This window comes from Paenibacillus sp. W4I10 (genome assembly GCF_030816325.1).
Lineage (GTDB): Bacteria > Bacillota > Bacilli > Paenibacillales > Paenibacillaceae > Paenibacillus > Paenibacillus amylolyticus_B.
In genome coordinates, this window is sequence record NZ_JAUSXX010000001.1 from 1,435,176 (window position 1) to 1,454,862 (window position 19,687).

The following is a 19,687-nucleotide window of genomic DNA, read 5'->3' on the forward strand; positions in this document are numbered from 1 at the left end:
GTTCTGTCATCTCCATTTAGTTAATAGCTTAACTATATAGGCAAAGATAACTTACCCCATAGAAAATGTCAAATCATTTCTTTTCTATGAAAATCAAAACGCTCGCATGCTGGACTTCGTCGATTAAAGGTAGCCGTTTTATTCCTTTATTATGATATTCCTATTCTTTAATGTAACTAACCTGCCCGTTAGTTTAACAAAAGCAGCTGATCACTTTGACCTGCTGCTTTCTTTGTTTTATTACGCTATCGTTTCCCGTTAGTTTAATGCACCATCGTCAGTCACAGAATCATTCACAATCAATTTGGTAATTGTTTTTCTCCTTCTTTTACCTGCTTCTCCTATCCAAATCGCACACAATAGCAAGACAGCGCCAATAAGTTGTTGAAAAGTCATCTTCTCACCAATAATCAAGATTGAAATAAAAAGAGAGGTTAAGGGATCAACGTAACTCAATACAGCGATGCTCTGGCCATTAAGTCCCTTCATTCCTGCGAAGAAAAGATAAAAACCAATACCACCATGAAAGATACCTAAAACAAGCATCAATATTACTGTGGTGCTGTCAACCGAATAAACAGTGCTACCCTCTGTAATCAATACAAATGGAATTAACATAATAACGGATAGTCCCAGCTGCAAGAGCGTATTTGCTAATCCATCTAGACCACGAATAAACTTGTTAATCAGGGTCAATCCGGTATAGAAACCGGCAGCCACTAATCCATAACCGATACCGATGAGATGATGTCCATTTGTCTGCATCCTACCATTATGCAAAATGAGGAAAAGCCCGAGCAGAGCAACGATAATACATACTGCCTTTTTGTAAGACATCTTTTCTTTTAACACCAGAGGGGAGAGTATTACAACTAAAACAGGTGCAAAATAGTAACTTAATGCCGCATTAGCAATGGTAGTCTCCTTATATGCTTGGAAAAGAAAAATCCAGTTTCCACTCAGGGCCATACTTGCAAAGATTAAAGCAACAGCATTTTTTTTCACTTGTTGCCACGGCATTTTTTGCTTTGAAGAAACGAAAATGATTAAAAGGAACAGGGCACCAACTAAGCTTAAAAATAGTGCAATCTTACTTGAAGACAAATCTATATATTTTGCGAACACGCCAACTGCACCAAAGATAATCATCGATATAAGGAAATAAATTTTTTCTTTCATTTTTTGTATCGCTTCACTTTCTTAAATTTGTATCACTTTTGGTAAATGGTCAGTGTAAGGTAAGAATTTATGGGTTACATCCGATGTTCTAATTTTCATATAGCCTGTCGTTGTCCCGTCGCTACATCCATACCATTCTTGGGCCACTATGTCTTCGTCAAGTACAACTTGAACAACTTGATCTTTATCCAATAAGACACCAAAAATAGTTGCAGCACCTACTTTCACACCTATCAAATGTTCCAATTGATCAGCCGAAGCAAATGACACACGAGAAATACCAAGTTGATTGCTAAAGTCTTTAGCTTTAAATTGCTTACCAGCTGTAGTAATAAGTAAATAGAATTGGGTTTGTTGTCTATTACAAAGAAAAAGTGTCTTTACCATATTTACATTTAGTTTTTCATTAATTTCAATACAGTCCTCCATAGAGATTGCTTCATCTGTATTTACGCGCTCAAAAGATATTTGTAGATTTTCTAATGTTTCATAAGTTTTTTCTTGTAGTTGTGTCAGGTACTTCTCCGGCGTTGAGGTTAAAATATCACTTATAAAAAACATGTATAAGATCCTTTCATACTGTAGATTTTTTTATATTTGTGTTTGTTTGAATAAAAGTGTATCATCGTTTTCGCTATTACAAAAGCGACTGTTTATCATGTTTATCATGACAAAACCAGATAGAGAGAGGAGAACAAAGGATATGGATAAGAATATTCAGAAATATTTAGCCTTAATTAAAACTGTTGAATACGGAAGCTTTACCAAAGCAGCCGAAATGTTGAATTATTCACAGTCGGGTATCAGCCGGATGATCAACGATTTAGAATCAGAATGGAAAATATCCCTTCTAGAACGCGATCGCTCTGGCGTACGTCTGACTTCCGAGGGTCTTAAAGTACTTCCTTATGCGAAGAGTGTATGCAATGAATATGAGAAACTACAATCCCAAATTGACGAACTACATGGACTCCAATCTGGGATTATACGGATTGGAACATTTTCAAGCGTGGCTACGCATTGGCTTCCCAATATAATCAAAGCATTTCAAAAAGAATATCCGAACATTGACTATGAACTTTTACTGGGTGATTATACGGAGATTGAAAGCTGGATTTCGGAAGGTCGTGTGGATTGTGGCTTTCTAAGGCTCCCCACACAAACCAAACTTGACACGACATTTTTAGAGGAAGACAAGTTGCTTGTGATCATACCGGAAAACCACTCCCTGGCGAGCTGTGATCGTTTTCCTGTCAAAGCATTAGGTGAAGATCCGTTTATGCTCTTAGAGAAGGGTGCAAAAGCTGAAATTTCAGAAATTTTTGAGCGATGTAATATTACACCAAAAGTTCATTTTACGACATGGGACGATTATGCCATCATGTCGATGGTGGAAAGTGGGTTAGGGATCAGTATTCTTCCTGAACTTATTTTAAAACGTACCCCCTATCGAATTGTTGTAAAAGAACTTGAATTCCCAGCCTACCGTAAAATTGGCCTAGCAATGAAAGATAAAAACTCTACCTCTCTTGCTCTCAAACGGTTTTTAAATTATCTACAATATAGAAATATTACTGAAAACTCCTAATTACTTAGGTTTTTTGAGTAGAAAAGAAGGATTTTTTATAAAGCAACATTAATCTAACCTGCCCGTTAGCTTAATGAATTAAAAATAACGATTAGATATACGCCTAATCGGCAATAGGACTATATTCTTGTCCAATACGGTAATCGGTATAAGTTTTTGTCCTTGGGTCGCGACAAGAACTTGTACCGATAACATAAAAAAGCCGCTAAAATAGCGACTTCAATGGGAACATGTTCTTGTCCCTCGACATTATTGCATACTTATAGTACCGTTAAAGGACAAGAACCTGTACCGATTATCGTTCACTTTCCTCTTTTCCATTCAAATTATCCTGAGTTGGTTTAAACATAATATTGAACGTTTAAGCCGCGTTAATCAACCTTCCCCAAAAACACTATTGAGAATAACTGAATTATTTGTGATTTATAAGTTGGGTTCCCGTTTTGCAAACTCTTGTAACATCCCTCTTATTTGTTCTACCAATAAAGCAGGAGCTTTCTTTGGGGAACCCGTGTCAAACGGAGGCTGAGGATCGTATTCCAAAATCAGCTGGACTCCTTTACTCATATCTTCTCCCAATTCCCATGCTATTAATTGAAGTGCCATATCGATACCAGAGGAAACACCGGCTGCTGTAACGATTTTGCCCTGACGAACCACTCTTTCATCTGTTGGAATTGTTCCAAGAGATTGAAGCAGGTCGAAGGATCCCCAATGACTGGTGGCTACAGTTCCTTTTAACAAGCTTGCGGCGCTCAAAATCAGAGAGCCGTTACAAACCGACGTGGTCCATTTCGTAGTTTCATGCATTTGGCGAATCCAATTTAACGTTTCTTGGTCATTCATTGGAGTTTTATAATTTGGCGGACTGCAACCTGGAACAACGAGAATATCAGCTGAAGTAACTTCAGAAAAACTATAATCGGCATGCAAATAACCCATATTTGAATCCAGTTTGATTAACCCTTTTTTCTTAGCGACAAACTTTACTTCACATCTCAGTGTAGCAGCAAAAACATCGTATGGACCTATTGCATCTAATGCTGTGATTCCATCGAAAAGCATAATTGCGATTTTCAAGAGGATCTCTCCTTTGGAGTAGAATTTTATTCTTACAAACTATAACATACCTATACGGGGTATGGGTATGTATATGTTGTGAAATCACTTCTCGGCATTCTGGTCATGAACGGTATCGCTTACAACCATAATTGAGCCCCTCTATTACATTCTCACCCTCCAAAGAACCATACGTATAATCTATTACACAAGATAGCTTTCTCGTTTATATCCATAACTAATGCTTCTTCTAGTAGCTTTGCCAAATCTTTAGCAGCTTCCATATGACCCTCCTTGGAGAGTTTAGCAGCGGAAGATAAAACTACTCGTTTTAAAATATCTGAAACAGTTGATGCTTAAACGCCCTGCTTATTAACCTTGCTCAGCCAATGTTACATCTTCACCTAGAAACTTCAGAAACACTTTACTAACATCATAGACTCTGTTGATTTCATCCTGGAATAGAATTTCGTACACAAAATCATCTCCTTGAAATAACCAGAAAGACCGCAGGCAGGATATGTACCGTATCGGGATCCTCGACATTGAGCGCAGCCAGGAGTCTGACATCAAGCTTGAGCCGTGGCAGACCGATACTTGTGTCGGGGATTGGTTCTACCATGTAAAAACTGAATACAAGAAACCAGGGCACGTCATCGAGATTCTGATCGATATCATCGCCAAGAACGGCAACCTGCTCCTCAATATTCCGCAGAAGTCGGACGTTACGATTGATGACGAATGCAAGTATATCCTGCAAGAGATGGCCAAATGGATTCGGGTTTGCGAGGAAGGCGTATACGGCACAAGGCCTTTCCGCGTGTCGGGCGAAGGCCTTTCCCGCGTCGTCATTGACCATTTCACGGAGGATAGGGTAGCTTGGAATGCCAGCGACTTCCGTTTCACACAAAAGGGAAATACGCTGTACGCTTTCCAAATGCGGTGGCCGGAGGATCATCGTGCCGTCATTCGTTCCTTGACTCCGGCAGATCAAGTGAAGTCCGTCCGGCTGCTTGGAGCGGGCGAAGTTCCATTCGAACAGTTGTACGGAGCACTGGTCGTTTCGCTGCCAGACAGACGTCCAACGCCTTACGTCAACTGCCTGGCGATTGAGCTATAAACTAACCTGCCCGTTAGTTGAACAAAAGCAGCCGATGACATTGGTCAGCTGCTTTGTTGGTTTTATGAGCTATCGTTTCCCGTTAATTTCGTGAATTATTACATAAGCCTGCCTCCACAAGCTTCTCGTCCAGTCTTGCCTTTTGGCGCAAATGATGCCTGCTGTGCATGCCAATCATCTCAAACCAATCACACGCGTTAAGCCAGCCAAACCAGCCATGACGCACCTTGCAAGCCTGATTCGTTCCGCGAACGTGTTCCTCCCAGTATCTCATTTTTTTTAACACCTGCTCTAGACCAGCTATGATCTCTTCCTTACTATTGGGGTTACGGGTCCTGTTGACTGGTTCCTCAAGTTTCACACGGACATCGGGCCACACTTTTTCGATAAACGCCTTCGTTCCGACTTCAGTCTTGCCTCCATGTTTTTCTTGAGTCTCCATCGTACAAGTTTGAATATGATCGATGTACTCTTCTGCCACATCGATCACGTGAATATACATTTGTCCAATCGACCAAACGTCTTCCTGGAATTTATATCGCAACTGGTCTATCGTATATCCAGCCAGGTTTCGCTTATATTGCTCGATAATAGCCACGGAATCATTTTTTAACATAAGGTTTTCACCCCATCACATAGTAGTCGTTAAAGCACCTGCGCTATCTCCCAAATATGCCCGTCAGGGTCGGCAAAACAAGCCGTCCGCCGCCCCCAAGGACGCGTTATTGGCCCATTTAACAATGTAACGCCCCGTATTTCCAACTCGTTGCATACCCGGTCAACGTCGGGCACTTGGATTGTAAACAGGAACCTTGCACCATCCTCGACACGACCAAACTGAGCCGGATCAATCAATTCTCGTGCATTTGATTGATTTAAGAGGTTTATGCATGTATTTCCGTAATCAAATACTGCACAGTTTTCGTCTTCGTATTGGATTAATAGTTGAAACGACTCTTGGTAAAACGTCTTCGACCGCTGCAGATCTTCCACAAATAATGTGATTTCGGTAATTTTATTCACCCAGCCAGTTATCCCCATCTACATCCGCTCCTATCATTTATTAGAAAACTCTCGAATCATTCCGGTCGTTTGCTTGTTCGTTCCTTCTACTCTACATCCAGTAACTCAATTTCGCTTGGTTGGAACTTTCTGTATGCAATATGTGTTTCGACGTTCTTATTCAACTAACCTGCCTCATGATGGTAATCGACGTAAGTTCTTTGCTTATCATCAATACTACACTTGAGGGCAATAATCGGAAACTCTCGATCTCTCATTTTAATGACTTCTTTCCAGGGAGGAACACTGATTTCTTCACATCCCTTCCCTGCTATATCAAACCATGCACTGAAGAAATTTTCACTAAATTGTGTGACTAATTTTTCAAGAACCAGCAATATAATTCTTCCATCAATAATGATTTTCTCCAAAAAACATAGGCATATGCATAGGGGCGAATTGCTGGGAAATCAGACATGCATCCTCTTTTCTTAGCTCCATTAATTGAGTGATGCAGTCCTGATGGTTCCCAAGGAATTCTTGGAATAATCTTTCTTCTACTATTTGAAACGCACTTGAGCAAATTTTTTGCTGTTCTTTTCGAAACAAGTTTGAAAAAAATAATCTTGCTGAATAGATTCTATTGGATCAAAATATTTAATTTCTTCTGGCTCATTTTGAAGTAACTATTTTAAATTACAATGCTGTTCATGAACAATCCATTTCGTTTAGTTGAAGCCCGCTGAGAATGGACTGATTTATTTGAGGGGCCTCCTTCCAATCGTTCCAATTTGAAAAACGAAGGGTAGCAAGGCTATGTCCACACTTACATTGAAAAGCATTTTCCAGTTGTTTGTTAGACAATAAGAAGGGTATTGTCTGCAAACAATTTTGGCAGGTATCAATAAGTTTATCTTCATGAAATGCACATGTACCGAAGAGCTTAAACTGATGTAACCTAGAATGGAACCCTCCCTCCATGCACTGCGAACACCACTGCAAATCATGGTGAAACCAAATCCCCGTTAGCTTAATGTAACAGGGATCATAAATAGACAGTGACACAATGTTCTTGCCCTTTTCAGCAATGGAACCAAGCTCTTGGCAAAAGCGTCAACAACCGAACGGTTAAGGAAAATAAGGAACGCACAGTTAGAAAAAGCGGTTCAGGATCTGTTCGATCTCATTTGGCTCTGTGATCTCAGGACCGAAAGCAGCTTTAGGTTGTTTATTGTTATTCCAAGGCTCCAACGTAAGTGCATCATGAACATTTGCTATTTTCCAAGTCAGTGCATTGGCAAAAGTTGTACCTGTGTTCTGTCCATGAATATGATTAATCCATATTGGTTCGTTGATATGAATGAATTCCCTGGGAACCTTAAATGCATCGCGCCAGGTATAACGGGCCGCTTTTCCTCTCAAATACTCATCCACTTTGATAATAGTTACACCGTAGCTGGGAAGCCAGAAAAAAAATTTTCCCAGCCGCTTTTGTACCGAGTCGTAGATGTAACCATATTGCGGTATTAAGGCAACCGTATCTTTGTGAGGTTTATAGGCGTGCAGCTTTTTGATAAAATCTTGGTGATACATATCGTCACTGGACAGATACACGCGGTACAAATACTTGAACTTTTCAATATCTCGAATAATATGAGACTGGTAATCTTTAGGTGTTACAAAACAGATATTGGAAGGCAGGGAAGGATACTTTTTTAGTATCTCATTTATAAGCTTCTCTGACTTCGGATCATACAGCACATAGCAGGTAAAATCCTGAGAAGATTGAAGGAGTAGGCTTTTGAGTGCATATTTCATGAATAAATCTATTCTGTATTCTATCCATCGCATAGTCAGTCGATCCGCTGTCGCTCCCCAGTTATTAAAGAGCATTTCTACAATGAGTTTTTTTTCCTTAGACACGCGCTTAGCCCCCCTTTGATTTTCAGGAATGATCTAGGATGTGGAGAGCGGATATTTCCGCTCTCTTTGAATTCAATCAAGCACACCTTTGGTCAGACCATGAATTCCCGTAATACCTGTTCAATCTCGCTTCCATTCAGCCGATCTTTAAGTGAAACCTTTTTTACCGAGGTATTACTGGAATGAACGACATTGATATAATTGCGTGGAGCCAACAACTCATGTGGCAGATCGATGACATTCCCATGAGTGCCTCTGCCCGGTAACTTGATGCGGTATCCTGAGGCGTATTGCTCCGTTTTATACAGATACACATAGAACTGCGGTGAACGATAGAACGTCGGTGCCATCTCATTATTGACGCTGTCCCACAGATATCCGTTCTGGTTGATTAGTGCTATCGTCTCTGGCTTTGGCTGCACGCTATAAAGCTGCTGGACAAACGTTCTGTGGTACAGGTCATCCGAATCTAGTGGCGCGAACACTCTCGATATGCGTACCGAAACGGATATTGGCCGGCAATGGTTCCTGCTCTGCCAAAATTTCCTGCATCAACTCTCCTGATTCCTTCGAGAGCTTTACTACGGTCAGGAAATCCTGATTCGTCTGTGTCTTGAGACAGTTCAGCGTATATCTGCGAAAAATGTCCATTCTCCGCTCCAACCATTCCTCGTCAGACGCTGCGGGTCAAAACCGTAGTTGTTGAAGTTAATCTCAACACGGCTTTTCTTGTCATATTTCCGCCTCCTCTTAAAATCTTGCAACCCTTCCTGTCTAAACGAACTTACTGTCTTCATCCAATTCTGCCACTCTATAAGTTATGAAAAACTAAACAAGACGTAACGGACACTTGAACTGATCTTGATGAAGGTATGGGGTAAATACCCCACAAGTTTAGACCGAGTGTAAAAAAATTCATGAAAGCTTACAATTTTACAGCACTAAAATCGAAATGGGTCACCATATGCACCTACTTTCCAATCGGCTCTCTCTTTCTGTACATGTTAGGAAGATTCTCATATCCAATGTAACAACATGGTAATTAAATCACAGTACATGAAAAACTTTTGCATAAGCTCCTACTGTTTGGTGCAATGTAGTGATACAGAGATTACAAAGATCTTATTACAAACATGGAGGGATCGTTTTGACCAAGAGCAAACAGCAACAAGAGGCGCATGGAATCGGACAGATCGAACATCAGCTGAATCATCAGATGGAGGCGGCTGCAGAAATTCAAGGACAATCGAAACTCGACCAAGAAATTAAAAAAGCCACGCACCGTCATCTTGATCAATCGAACAAGCTTTCAGAATAAGGAGAATTCTCATGAACAAACAAAGAGCGATTGAAATTTCGGAATCGGCCATTATGAAAAATGTAACTTACCAGGATGCTCCTATCGTAATCCAGCATGTGAATGAGGATGAAACGGCTCGAATCTATCCGATCGGAAACTCGGAGCAGGAAATGACCGTTCCTTTGTCCAGTCTGACTGAGTATCCTTAGAATGCGACGGATTAGGAACGCTATCACCTTTCAACACACCCTTAAAACTTATTGGTGTACAATAAAACCGGAGCGTTTAAGCTCCGGTTTACAAAACATCAGATAAATTTATTTCATAATTAAAATGAATGTGAAGGCATCGATTTTTATATTGTATTTATAGGAATAGAAGAGCGTAATAACAGCAATAAAAAACAAGTAATGTTCCAATCGTTAATGAGGATAAAAATACAGTTTTTCTCATCATGAATCCAGCTCATTTTCCATTTTATCATCTATACATAGTAGTATTGGTCTAACGCTACTTCTTATTTTCATAATCCCACCCGGCTGCAGGAGCAGTTGGGGGAATACGATAATTAGATTACGCTACCACCATATCTCAACGTATTTACTCCATTTGAAATATCCTCAAAGCCAAGCTTTTTATAAAACTCAATATTTTTATCTTTGCAATATAATTCAATTCTCTCTACGCCAATAAAATCTTTATTAGTTAATATGCTATTGATGATCAGTTTTCCAAACTTTAACACTCTATATTCCTTTGCAACTATTACGTCATAGATAAAGGCTCTGTAAATAAAGTCTGATAATACCCTTGCAAAAGCTATTATATTACCATTGTTTGAATCTATCATTGCAATTATCCAACTTTTTTCAAGCATCTTCTTTATACCCTCTATTTGCATATTTTTAGTCCATGTTTCTCCTTTGAAAATTTCAAGCAAGTCTAATATCTGCTTTTCAGAAAGATTGTAGATACATTCATATTTAATTGTTTCCAAAGTATGATACCCCCATTAACATTATTATTCTTATCTATTTTCGAGCATTTTTATGGTGCGGAAATCAAGAGAGATGTGCAGCAACCTGAACCGGAAGTAGGCGGATTACTATTGTATCGCTGGCTTCATCGTAATGACTCGCAGCTTACGCATGACCCGTTTTTGTCACTTAAATCGGGGTGTGAACGTCCTGTAATGCGTGCGTTTCAGGAGAATGGACTTACGCTAAATAAGCAGTTCGAGGTGACAGAGCATTCGACTATTCTCTCCATGGTTGAAGCAGGAATTGGAGTGGCAGTCATCCCTTCCATGATCCTGACGGCAGTTCCATTAAAGATAATGATTAAACCATTAAGTCCTCCAATTAATCGAGACATCGGTTTAGCGGTACTCTCCATGCAAAATGTCTCTTCAGCTGTATCTGAATTTATTAAATTTGCTCAAATGCAGATCTCATCATAATGTTATTCTGCCCGTTAGCTTAATGAAACAGATATTGTATTACAATTAGAGGTTTGTCTCATCATCGACGACACAATGTTCATGACCTTTTCAGCAATGGAACCAAGTTCTTGTCCTCAGATCGAAAAAAATTGGTTCCATAAACATAAAAAAACGTTATTTAAGCGACCTTTTATGTTTATTTGCTTTTGCCTCGCCACATGAATTACACCATGAAACTATTTAGATCACTGGATTCATTCGCTCTCCTCCGTTGGTAAACACAAATAATGAAATCGGTTACTTCATAAGAGTAGATTAAATGATCCTAAATATATGGTAAAATGGTTTCCTTTTTGGAAAAATGATATGTTATTTATGATGTGTGAACGACGTAAGTGCACACACTATTTCTTATTCTTTTCGTCGACCCTGCTGATTCATCAGGCCGAACTCACCTTGTTCCCGATATTTTCGCATCCATCTCTTCATTTCCGGATCATGAATCCCCATACGTTTTAACCTTTTGTCCCTTCATAGCCCTACAAAAATGCACCCCCTAGAATTTCATCGGTTAAACCCAGGGGTTTTTCCAATGTCTATTCTAAGGGGCGCACTTCAATGCAAGAAAACAGGATCAAGGTCGATTTCTTTTATTATAGCTGCAAGAAAATTTTATATAGAACCTGAGCAGCTTCTGCTCTGATTGTCGTTCCGTCAGGACTCAAGGTGACATTGCTTCGCCCGTTTATGAAACCCATTTTAACCATTGCAGCCATATCATCAACTGCGTACTTTGCTACGTTTGCTGCATCTGTAAATCTCTTGAGATCCTCAGCTGTATGGGTCTGCTCAGTTTTCCCCACTGCCCGCAAAGCCCGCATGGTCAGCACAGCCAAATCTTGTCTAGCAATTTCCGTTTCCGGATAGAAGCTGCCGTTCGTGCCCAGGGCGATCCCGAGTGCTTTGGCGATTCCGATTTCCTCATAATAGAGGTCCGTTTGCTTCATATCACCGAAGGTGGTGTTGAACTCTGCTTTGAGATCCAGTGTCCTTACCAACCAAGCTAGATACTCACCTCTTGTGACCTTTTGGCCAGGACTAAAGCTTGTTGCTGATGTCCCGTCGATGAATCCTTTGGACGCCATTGTTTCAACCGCTGGTGCGTACCACGAATCCTTGATGACATCATTGAAGAACTTCTTCGTATAAACAACTGCATATTGACCTGTGTTTGCCGCTGGAAAAACCATGGCTTGTAGAGCACTGTCGTATTTGCCATTCAGTAGCTGAACAAATGTACTATTTGCAGCCACGTACGCAACTGTAAGGTATTTGGAATTGGCCAATTCTTCAACATCAGGAGTATAAGGCAGTCTGATTTCAACCGGTGCATTCAAGGCTACCATTTCTTCTCCATCTAATTGAACAGCGAATGCAATAACAGGTCTGCTGGCTGTTACGGAATTTACTTCTGAATGTAGCTTTGCCGTATCTAGCCAGTTCAGTGTCAGTTCCACACTTTTGGCACCTGATACATACTTCAGCAAATTAGAAGGTACTGTAACGGATCCAAATTCCGTATTAATCTCGATCTTGATGTTGGCATGCGCTGCGGTTAGTGCGGCTGCAGGAAGCTCAACCGCATAGGAATTGGCTCCCTCTGCTTTCGGTATGTCCACCATAAGCGTTTTAACATTACTGCTATTTGCCTTTACATGCTCCAGAGCCTTATTAAGGTCTTCCTGGCGGATGGGTGCTCCTTTAGCTTTACCGGTTTTGGTATCCGTCTTTGGTGACACAATCTTAATCCAATTCCCTTCGACTTTGATATTTTCAGGGGTCGGTGAAGGTGTGGTCACTGACACAGGTGCATCCGTTGACGGCGGTGTTTCCGTAGGCATCGGATTGATGACTGGATTGCTGATAACGACAGTAAGGGATTGGCTCGCATAATGAGTTGCCGTTTCTTTATATCTTACTTCGTAGATTCCGTAACCAAGACCTGTAACCTCTGTTCCTGTGATTGCATTCCAGCTGCCAGCGTCCACTCCTACTTGCCGATATTCCATTACAGGACTTGCACCAGTGATCTTACCATCCTTGGCCCCAGCTGCACTGACATTTACAGCCTTGACTTCTGCACTGGACGGCGGACTTTGCTCCTGCTTGGTTCCGTCAGGCACAACGATCAGGATAGCAAGACTTGGATTGCTCAAATCCGTTCCGGCGTACCGGAGCTCGTAGCTGCCGGCCTTTAGGCCTTCAATGCTGGTTCCACTAACCGGCATGTAACCACCTTGATCCGCCTTTCGGTACTCCATATCGACAGTCACATTTTCAATTCTGCCATCATTCCCGCCTGCCGCTGTAGGCGGTGTAATGACGAGTCCTTCCGCTGTTGGTGCCTCTCTGTCTACCTTGGCTTCATTGCGAATGTCCACGGTTACCGACGGACTTGCCTTTAGGCTGTCTGTGGCTGCATACCGGATCTGATAGCTGCCAGGCTCCAGATCGTTGATACTTGAACCTGGAACAGGCGTGTAGTCCTCTTCGCCCAGCTTCCGGTATTCCATCGTATCATTCAAGCCCTCAATTATGCCTTTTATGTCGGTATCCGAATTGGCGTGTGAGATCACCCATCCACTCGCATCTGGTGCAGCCTGCTCCTGTGTCTGCCCTTCCGGAATAACGACTTCCTTATCCAGGCTGGCGCTCAGCGAACCGGTCTTCATATACCGGACATAATATTTACCGGCGGTGAGACCTGTGACCTCAATTCCTGAAATTGCAATATATTCTTCTTCGCCTTCCTTCTTATACTCCATTTCTGTTGTCACACCGATCAGTTTGCCGTCATCTCCATCAGGAATGGACGGTGCCACACCGGCCGGTGTTACTGGAGCCTCACGATCAGGACTGGATATGGCCTGGTGAACTTCCCATTCCCATAGGCCTACACCGTTATCTCCTGCCTGTGATTGCTTGGTCAGGGTGGCTCGCAGCGCCTTGACCTCAAGTACTGGATCAAATGTGTACGGATTGGAAGATTCCGTCGGAGAATGATCAACCACTTTGATTCCTTCTGTAACCGTTCCCGCTGTTACCCATTCATTAGTAACGCTATCCGCCGGGATGTAGGAATATACAATTTGGGTAGGCGGCTTGATTCCGCCGGCATCTGACCACAGCACCAGATTCGAACTTCGGATAGATGCAACCTGCGGCCATTCATATTGCACCCACTCCTCTGCGCCCTCATGGCCCCAGGTTCCCCAATGCGAAATGTTGCTGCCATCCTTCTTTCCGTCGTTTACTGCAGCCAGACTCTCCCAAGGAGAGGTATAGCTAGAAGAAACATTTGCGAGGAAGGCCATATTGCCATCTCTCGGACTAAGAAGACGCAAATCCGTAAGCAGCTTCTCAAGCGCCAGAGTAACTTCTTCGTCTGTGGTATTCATATTCTTGATCACAGCAGATGCTTCTGTCTTTGCCGCTTCAATTGGCGCAAGACCAGGATCTGCAAGGTTCGAAGCATTTAATGTATTTACATAGTTATAGACCTTGATCAGTTCTGACTTATCTACCGCTCCGGTATAGCCGTATACCTTCCATTCCAGAATACCGCTGCCATTAACGGTAGGCTTCATGTCCATACGAACACCTGTAATATAGGCGGGCTCAAAGGTAGTCGTATTGTATTTATTAAGTTCATTGCCCAATCCCTTTATGTCCCGCGGGGTGTACCATTTCCCATCTTCGCCGCGAAGCATAAGTTGCATATCCTTTGGACGGAAGTTACCGCCGTTGTCTTGAAATACATATACATCCATGGATGAGGCCAGGAATGGCTGATCCCATTCATACGTCACCCATGCTGGATCTCCTTCTCTACCCCAGTTATGCCATGCACTGTTGGGGGCACTGCGGTTCGGCGAGAAATCTGCCGAGCTTTTAGGTTCAATGCCGTTATTCATCGCTTCCGGATATCCGTCGCCACCAGAAAAGCTGACGGAGGCCTTGGCTGTCAGCGCCGCATTTTGCAGCTCAGTATTCACGACATGTACGGTAGTCCAAACCTCCAGAGCAATGCCATTGACGTTTCCTCTGGCTTCAAATTGGCCTGCACTAGCATAACTGCTTGGATCAATAGCATCCCAAGTGATTTCCTGCTCTAGATACCCGTCCTCTGACAGAATATAGATATGTCTGGGGAGTTCTGGTTCAATATCCTTCTTGGTCACTACGCTGATTGCACGGTAAGCATCAACGGTATCTTCCTTGATCTCTATCGTTACATCCTTGCTAGCCTTCTTGTCTCCGTCTGCCGCACTGAAGGTAAACATGTAGGTGCCTGCCTTGCTTACACGTGCATAGGCCGCTGCCTTGTCACTATCCACAAATGAAATGTCTGCTGAACCTTCAGGCTTTTGCTTGATGGCCCAAGCGTACTTCAACTGGGGTTCTTCTGCCTCGGTATGCACAGGGTCAGGAATGGCTTCCCCGGACAATACCACGATACTGTTATTGGCAACATCCTGAACAGCAGTCACTTGGCCAATTGCTGGAGGCTGTTTATCCGGCGGTGAAGCCAGTTCGAAGATTATCTGGCTGGAGCCAGTCAGTTGTCCATCACTTGCGCTAAGCTTAACGGTATAGGAGCCTTCTTTGGTACCCGTAGCCTGTGTAATACTTGCTTTCGGATGATTAAAGGTTAACTTGCCACCTTCCGGGGCGCTGACCACTTCCCATTGATAGGACAGAGTGCCTTCTGGAGCGCCATCATCGGTTACAATACCATTAAGCATAAATGGAATTAACGCTTGTGGATGTTGTGTCGCCACCTCTACAGTAATTTGGGGAGCTTCATTTTCACCGCCGGCCGATCTTTCAATGGTCAATTCGGCACGCTGCACACTGCCCATCTGAAACATGGCAACGCCTTCATTGTTCTGAACATAGAACTGTCCGGCAGCTGCACCATTCAGCTTCATGGTATAGTAGCCATTCTCCATCCCCACTCCATCGAACAAAATCCGTGAAGTATGCTCTTTCCCTGAGGGATTTAGGAGCTGGAGAGTAAAACCCTCACCATCTTTTTGAATTTTCGCGCTTTCTATTTTATCGCTTTCCAGCTCCAAGTAAATTTTCTCGTCGATCAGATTGATCCGCTTGCCGAAACCGTCTTTTGGCATAATGTTATAGCTGTTTCCTTCGTCAGTGACCAGCGCGCCATATCCGAACAGCCCGAATATCGGATCTGTAACAATATCAGAGCTGATGCTGAGAAGGGAACCATAGAGGCCTTCTTCCGATTCGCCCGAAAAATCATTCCAGCCGTTACTCATGACGCGTGATCCGCCATCGTATACGTCCTTAGTGCCCGTGCCTCCTTTATACATCGAATATCTCCAAGAGGTGCTGCCAACTGAATTCGCCGAAATCTGACCCATATTGACGGCGTTGAAGTTCGAAATCTTCCCCGCATAATTGCGCTGCTGTGCAATTGCGGTCTGCTCCATCGATCTGCCGTCATTCTCATATCGGAGCCAGTCATCCATAATATATCCTGCTAAAGACGCAGTATATTGAAAATTCCACCAGCCTTCACCACCGCGGAAGACGGGCACTGAATAATGGAACCAGGTAGGTTGAATCCCGCGCATGGCGCGTGTTTTCCAGTCAGCCATTTCCATACTTTTCTCAGCTGCGCCTGCAAGCGTGTCTGTAGGATAGTAAGTGCGCAGCGCCTTCGCTGCTGCATAGGCTCCTTCTTCACCAGTGTTATCATATTCAAATTCCGAGCCGTAAGGATAAGAGGCCCTAGTCATATTCCGTCCTTTGTCGAAGGCGAACTTCTTCTGTAGATTGGCCGACTCGGTCTGCATTCCCTCTTCCTTCAGAGCTTCAATCATATCCGGGATCTGCTGCTCACCATAGAATCCGATGGCTTCGGTGGAAACACGCTTATCGTAGATGTTATATGCTTTTTCCAGATAATACTGAGGCGATTCACGGTACTCGATCAGATTGGGATACGCCTTTTGAATCCGGTACATGTTGAAAAATCCGGTAGCTTCCATGATTTCGGAGAAGGTACGTGTATAAGGTTTATCTTTGTCGGTGTACGCTCCAGAATCTTTCAGCCAGTTTGCAACGATATAGCTGTCCTGAGTATTCTTCATATATCGTTCCCACATGAAGTCGATCAGGTATGTCTCGATTGAGCGAATTTCATCAGGGTTGGGTGCCAGATAGTTCTTCATCGTCATGAAGTTGATGTTATCATGGCTCCAGTCATCTCCCCAATGGCTTGTGTTGAGATCCATGCCGCTTGACAGATACCAGTCGAAATAGTTACCATAAGTCGGACTTTCCGGGTTTTTATCCTGTGTTTTCTGGACCATGAAATCGGAATGGGCATCCGAGATTGCATCCAGCTCGGCTAGAACATTGAATTCATATTGAGTGAATTTATCCACCCATTCGTTACCGTCTTTCAGCTTATAATTGATGTGCACACTGTTGTTGCCGATCGAATCAAACTCAAGTGAATAGATATGATGCTGTTCGCCATTTACGATCTTGGTCTCCACAAACTCAACCGATTCGTTGTAGCCAGGGTTCCCGTCAGGCAGTCCACGTCCGGCCCGCGAGTTGTCAACCATTTCCTTTCTGCTCTTCCCAGGCTTAATATCCGGAATATGCGCTTCATCAAACGGATCATTCTCTGCCACATTTTGAATATCGATGGATTGTACATCAATGATACTGTCGTCATAGTGCAGGTCTAGCTTGACAGGCATATTGATTGCTGTCTGGAATCCCGGCACCGCTACGGCATCAATCATGCCTGATTTATATAGGATGGACCGGAGATTGGCTTCACGGTCTTCCATCGAGGTCGAACTGTTATTTGGGCTTTGGGCGCTTTCCTGCGGCGTATTGTCGCCTCCACGGACCGCTGAGAATTTAAACTTATACGTCTTGGACTCATCGGGTCCGAGTACGAGGCTGGAAGCATCGGTAAAGTATCCGCGTCCCGTTTTTTGGATATCTTTGGAGTGGATATAGAGCACGTTCAGTCCCGGATACCAACCGCCACTGTCCCCTGTCCAGTTCTTAAAGGTATCTGCAGCACGCCGCTCTCCTGCTTCATGCATCCAATAATCTACATACTCGATCCGAGCTCCGCTTTCCGGCACTGGGGTGAAGAGCATGAAGTTCCCCTCACCACTGGTGCGGATGGCATAAGAATATCCACTGTCAGCACCTGCGAAATTATGCACCGTCACACGGTCATCATACGTATCGGATAAAGTCTGGTATTTGTTATTCCAAGGCATCGGCAAGCCGATATCTCCGAATTCGATATACTGACTGCTCTTGTTCTTCACCGTAATTTCCCACAGCAGTGAACCGTCATCGGTCTCCATATCGAAAACAGACTTCACATCGAAGCCCTTCATTACCCGCTGGTCTGTAGAGTCTAGATTCTGTCCGATAAAGTTGACTTCTACCTTCTTGCCGTCTGCTGATGCGTTCTTGTTAACATAGGGGTTATCAGGATTGATGGTCGAATATTGTGTAGATCCCCCGGCGGCCAATGTTTTATTGGTATCAACTTCTACAAAGCCGTCCCTGTTGTCAGGGAATTGTCCACTGTCACCAGCACGATAAGAGAAGATCATTTCACCCATCCACTGGTGCTCGGTACCATTCTGCGGTGATGTAGTGTTAGGCAAGACGAAATTGATCGGCTCTCCCTGTTTATTGGCAGGATTGTTGTTGATATAGAGCTCTTCAATCTGGCCTAAGTCGCCGACTTTGGCCGACAGGCTGGCATTGGAGATACCGGTCTTTACTGCAGCCGCCGCGACCTCAGGCAAAGCGCTAACCTGCAACGGCAGACTTGGAAATGCCAGTAGCAGCGCGATCATAAGCGGCTTCCACTTCTTCGAAATCATTGTCATTATAACCTCCTGTATACCTGTGATCATATCCATTAGGGGATTAATTCTCTTAAACCGGTAAGTAAAGTCTTTCTACGAAATACCTTTGACCGATCAATAGAAAATGACGTTCATGCTTTCTGTTAAAATAGAACCGCGAAATAAATTGTTAAGATGTCATCGAATCCTTAAAACGTTCAAGATCCATGTATACCAAGTTAACAAGATGTTGATAATTCACACATCAATTTCCTCTAGAGGGAGTTTGCATTAACCTTTCACCCCGCCAACCGTGAGACCTGAGATAAAGAAGCGCTGAAAGAAAAGAAACAGAATCAAGATGGGCACGATGGCAAGCACGGCTCCCGAGATCAGTTCCTCATAATGATTGCCCAGCGGGGATACGAAGGAAGCCAGCCCGATCGGCAGAGTGAAATGCTCCGTTGTCCGTAGGACAATGAGCGGCCAGAGAAAGTTATTCCAGCTGTTCATGGCCTGCAAGATGGCAATTGCGCCAAATGCCGGGGCCATCAGCGGCACCATGATGCGGAAGAAGATGCCAAACTCGGTACAGCCGTCAATTCTGCCTGCGTCCATAAAATCCTTGGGCAACCCCTGAGCAAATTGTCTGAAGAAAAAGATTGGCAAAGGGGCCACCACAAAAGGCAGAATGACGCCCCACACCGTATTAATCAGCTTCAGTTTAATCGTCAGTTCATACAGAGGCAGGATAATAATTTCCATCGGAATCATCATCACAACCAGCACGAAGGTGAAGATCAGACTCTGTCCTCTGAAGCGGTACACGCCGAGTCCGTAACCGACCATGGACGAAAACAACAGGCTCAGTACCGTGAACATCGCTGTAATGACCAGACTGTTTTTGTACCATGTAAAGTAGTGACCTGCTGCTCCCGATCCGGCGAAGATCGTCTTATAATTGTCCAGGCTCATTAAGGCCCAGTCCCATCGAACGTTGAGGCCGTACCGGAACAGTTCGGCAGCAGGTTTCAGTGAAGCAAGCATCAGTGCATAGAGCGGAAATAACATCAAAACAGCCAAACCCGCGAACAACACCAGTAACAGCAGCGAAGCAGCATTAATTTTATTTTTTCGTGTCCCCAAG

General features: G+C 43.4%; 17 protein-coding genes. 5 read left to right on the forward strand and 12 right to left on the reverse strand.

The window, feature by feature from the left end; all coding sequences use genetic code 11:
• Positions 1 to 258: 258 nt before the first annotated feature.
• Together QF049_RS06620 and QF049_RS06625 are read right to left on the reverse strand one after the other, a co-directional pair.
• Positions 259 to 1,179 carry a DMT family transporter gene (locus tag QF049_RS06620; RefSeq protein ID WP_124115052.1) on the reverse strand — a complete coding sequence of 307 codons (921 nt, stop codon included), beginning with the start codon at positions 1,177 to 1,179 and terminating at the stop codon, positions 259 to 261.
• Between the two features lie 21 nt (positions 1,180 to 1,200).
• On the reverse strand, positions 1,201 to 1,740 hold the full coding sequence (locus tag QF049_RS06625; protein ID WP_124115051.1) for a prolyl-tRNA synthetase associated domain-containing protein: 540 nt from the start codon (positions 1,738 to 1,740) through the stop codon (positions 1,201 to 1,203).
• A gap of 142 nt (positions 1,741 to 1,882) precedes the next feature.
• On the opposite strand from QF049_RS06625, the gene QF049_RS06630 reads away from it, so the two are divergent.
• The gene (locus QF049_RS06630) at positions 1,883 to 2,767 is read left to right on the forward strand and encodes a LysR family transcriptional regulator (RefSeq protein WP_124115050.1); all 885 of its coding nucleotides are present in this window, start codon (positions 1,883 to 1,885) and stop codon (positions 2,765 to 2,767) included.
• Positions 2,768 to 3,190: 423 nt separating this feature from the next.
• Here QF049_RS06630 and QF049_RS06635 read toward each other — a convergent pair whose 3' ends face one another.
• Positions 3,191 to 3,847: a DJ-1/PfpI family protein gene (locus QF049_RS06635; RefSeq protein ID WP_307535847.1), complete on the reverse strand. Its 657-nt coding sequence runs from the start codon at positions 3,845 to 3,847 to the stop codon at positions 3,191 to 3,193.
• A 499-nt stretch (positions 3,848 to 4,346) separates the two neighbouring features.
• Between QF049_RS06635 and QF049_RS06640 the strand changes: the two genes are divergently transcribed.
• Positions 4,347 to 4,946, forward strand: a complete 600-nt coding sequence (locus tag QF049_RS06640) for an alpha-L-fucosidase (RefSeq protein ID WP_307535849.1) — start codon at positions 4,347 to 4,349, stop codon at positions 4,944 to 4,946.
• 82 nt (positions 4,947 to 5,028) lie between these two features.
• On the opposite strand, the gene QF049_RS06645 is transcribed toward QF049_RS06640, so the two are convergent.
• The 6 genes from QF049_RS06645 to QF049_RS06670 all read right to left on the reverse strand — a co-directional run bounded on the left by QF049_RS06645 (position 5,029) and on the right by QF049_RS06670 (position 8,522).
• Positions 5,029 to 5,562, reverse strand: a complete 534-nt coding sequence (locus QF049_RS06645; protein ID WP_307535851.1) for a DinB family protein — start codon at positions 5,560 to 5,562, stop codon at positions 5,029 to 5,031.
• Between the two features lie 29 nt (positions 5,563 to 5,591).
• The gene (locus tag QF049_RS06650) at positions 5,592 to 5,987 is read right to left on the reverse strand and encodes a VOC family protein (RefSeq protein ID WP_307535853.1); all 396 of its coding nucleotides are present in this window, start codon (positions 5,985 to 5,987) and stop codon (positions 5,592 to 5,594) included.
• 146 nt (positions 5,988 to 6,133) lie between these two features.
• Entirely contained in the window at positions 6,134 to 6,379 is a 246-nt protein-coding gene (locus tag QF049_RS06655) for a hypothetical protein (RefSeq protein WP_307535855.1), read from the reverse strand.
• A 721-nt stretch (positions 6,380 to 7,100) separates the two neighbouring features.
• Positions 7,101 to 7,871, reverse strand: a complete 771-nt coding sequence (locus QF049_RS06660; RefSeq protein WP_307535857.1) for a glycosyltransferase — start codon at positions 7,869 to 7,871, stop codon at positions 7,101 to 7,103.
• 92 nt (positions 7,872 to 7,963) lie between these two features.
• The gene (locus QF049_RS06665; protein WP_307535859.1) at positions 7,964 to 8,293 is read right to left on the reverse strand and encodes a hypothetical protein; all 330 of its coding nucleotides are present in this window, start codon (positions 8,291 to 8,293) and stop codon (positions 7,964 to 7,966) included.
• Positions 8,294 to 8,330: 37 nt separating this feature from the next.
• Positions 8,331 to 8,522, reverse strand: coding sequence for a hypothetical protein (locus QF049_RS06670; protein ID WP_307535861.1), 192 nt, complete (start codon positions 8,520 to 8,522; stop codon positions 8,331 to 8,333).
• A gap of 496 nt (positions 8,523 to 9,018) precedes the next feature.
• Between QF049_RS06670 and QF049_RS06675 the strand changes: the two genes are divergently transcribed.
• Positions 9,019 to 9,189: a hypothetical protein gene (locus QF049_RS06675; protein WP_307535863.1), complete on the forward strand. Its 171-nt coding sequence runs from the start codon at positions 9,019 to 9,021 to the stop codon at positions 9,187 to 9,189.
• Positions 9,190 to 9,200: 11 nt separating this feature from the next.
• The gene (locus QF049_RS06680) at positions 9,201 to 9,380 is read left to right on the forward strand and encodes an H-type small acid-soluble spore protein (protein WP_110821305.1); all 180 of its coding nucleotides are present in this window, start codon (positions 9,201 to 9,203) and stop codon (positions 9,378 to 9,380) included.
• Between the two features lie 359 nt (positions 9,381 to 9,739).
• Here QF049_RS06680 and QF049_RS06685 read toward each other — a convergent pair whose 3' ends face one another.
• Positions 9,740 to 10,168 (reverse strand): GNAT family N-acetyltransferase, encoded by a 429-nt coding sequence (locus QF049_RS06685; protein ID WP_307535867.1) that lies wholly within the window; start codon positions 10,166 to 10,168, stop codon positions 9,740 to 9,742.
• A gap of 75 nt (positions 10,169 to 10,243) precedes the next feature.
• On the opposite strand from QF049_RS06685, the gene QF049_RS06690 reads away from it, so the two are divergent.
• Positions 10,244 to 10,630 (forward strand): LysR family transcriptional regulator substrate-binding protein, encoded by a 387-nt coding sequence (locus QF049_RS06690; protein ID WP_307535869.1) that lies wholly within the window; start codon positions 10,244 to 10,246, stop codon positions 10,628 to 10,630.
• A gap of 635 nt (positions 10,631 to 11,265) precedes the next feature.
• On the opposite strand, the gene QF049_RS06695 is transcribed toward QF049_RS06690, so the two are convergent.
• Both QF049_RS06695 and QF049_RS06700 read right to left on the reverse strand, forming a co-directional pair.
• A complete protein-coding gene (locus QF049_RS06695; RefSeq protein ID WP_307535872.1) occupies positions 11,266 to 18,582 on the reverse strand; it encodes a DUF5695 domain-containing protein in 7,317 nt (2,438 codons plus the stop codon).
• A gap of 249 nt (positions 18,583 to 18,831) precedes the next feature.
• Positions 18,832 to 19,686: a carbohydrate ABC transporter permease gene (locus QF049_RS06700; protein ID WP_307535874.1), complete on the reverse strand. Its 855-nt coding sequence runs from the start codon at positions 19,684 to 19,686 to the stop codon at positions 18,832 to 18,834.
• Position 19,687: the final 1 nt, after the last annotated feature.

Excerpts from the sequence above, each read along its gene's own strand:
- QF049_RS06680 (WP_110821305.1), top strand. The coding sequence starts at position 9,201 with ATGAACAAACAAAGAGCGATTGAAATTTCGGAATCGGCCATTATGAAA.
- QF049_RS06650 (WP_307535853.1), bottom strand. The coding sequence starts at position 5,987 with ATGGGGATAACTGGCTGGGTGAATAAAATTACCGAAATCACATTATTT.
- QF049_RS06645 (WP_307535851.1), bottom strand. The coding sequence starts at position 5,562 with ATGTTAAAAAATGATTCCGTGGCTATTATCGAGCAATATAAGCGAAAC.
- QF049_RS06620 (WP_124115052.1), bottom strand. The coding sequence starts at position 1,179 with ATGAAAGAAAAAATTTATTTCCTTATATCGATGATTATCTTTGGTGCA.
- QF049_RS06640 (WP_307535849.1), top strand. The coding sequence starts at position 4,347 with ATGTACCGTATCGGGATCCTCGACATTGAGCGCAGCCAGGAGTCTGAC.
- QF049_RS06625 (WP_124115051.1), bottom strand. The coding sequence starts at position 1,740 with ATGTTTTTTATAAGTGATATTTTAACCTCAACGCCGGAGAAGTACCTG.
- QF049_RS06695 (WP_307535872.1), bottom strand. The coding sequence starts at position 18,582 with ATGACAATGATTTCGAAGAAGTGGAAGCCGCTTATGATCGCGCTGCTA.
- QF049_RS06630 (WP_124115050.1), top strand. The coding sequence starts at position 1,883 with ATGGATAAGAATATTCAGAAATATTTAGCCTTAATTAAAACTGTTGAA.
- QF049_RS06670 (WP_307535861.1), bottom strand. The coding sequence starts at position 8,522 with ATGGACATTTTTCGCAGATATACGCTGAACTGTCTCAAGACACAGACG.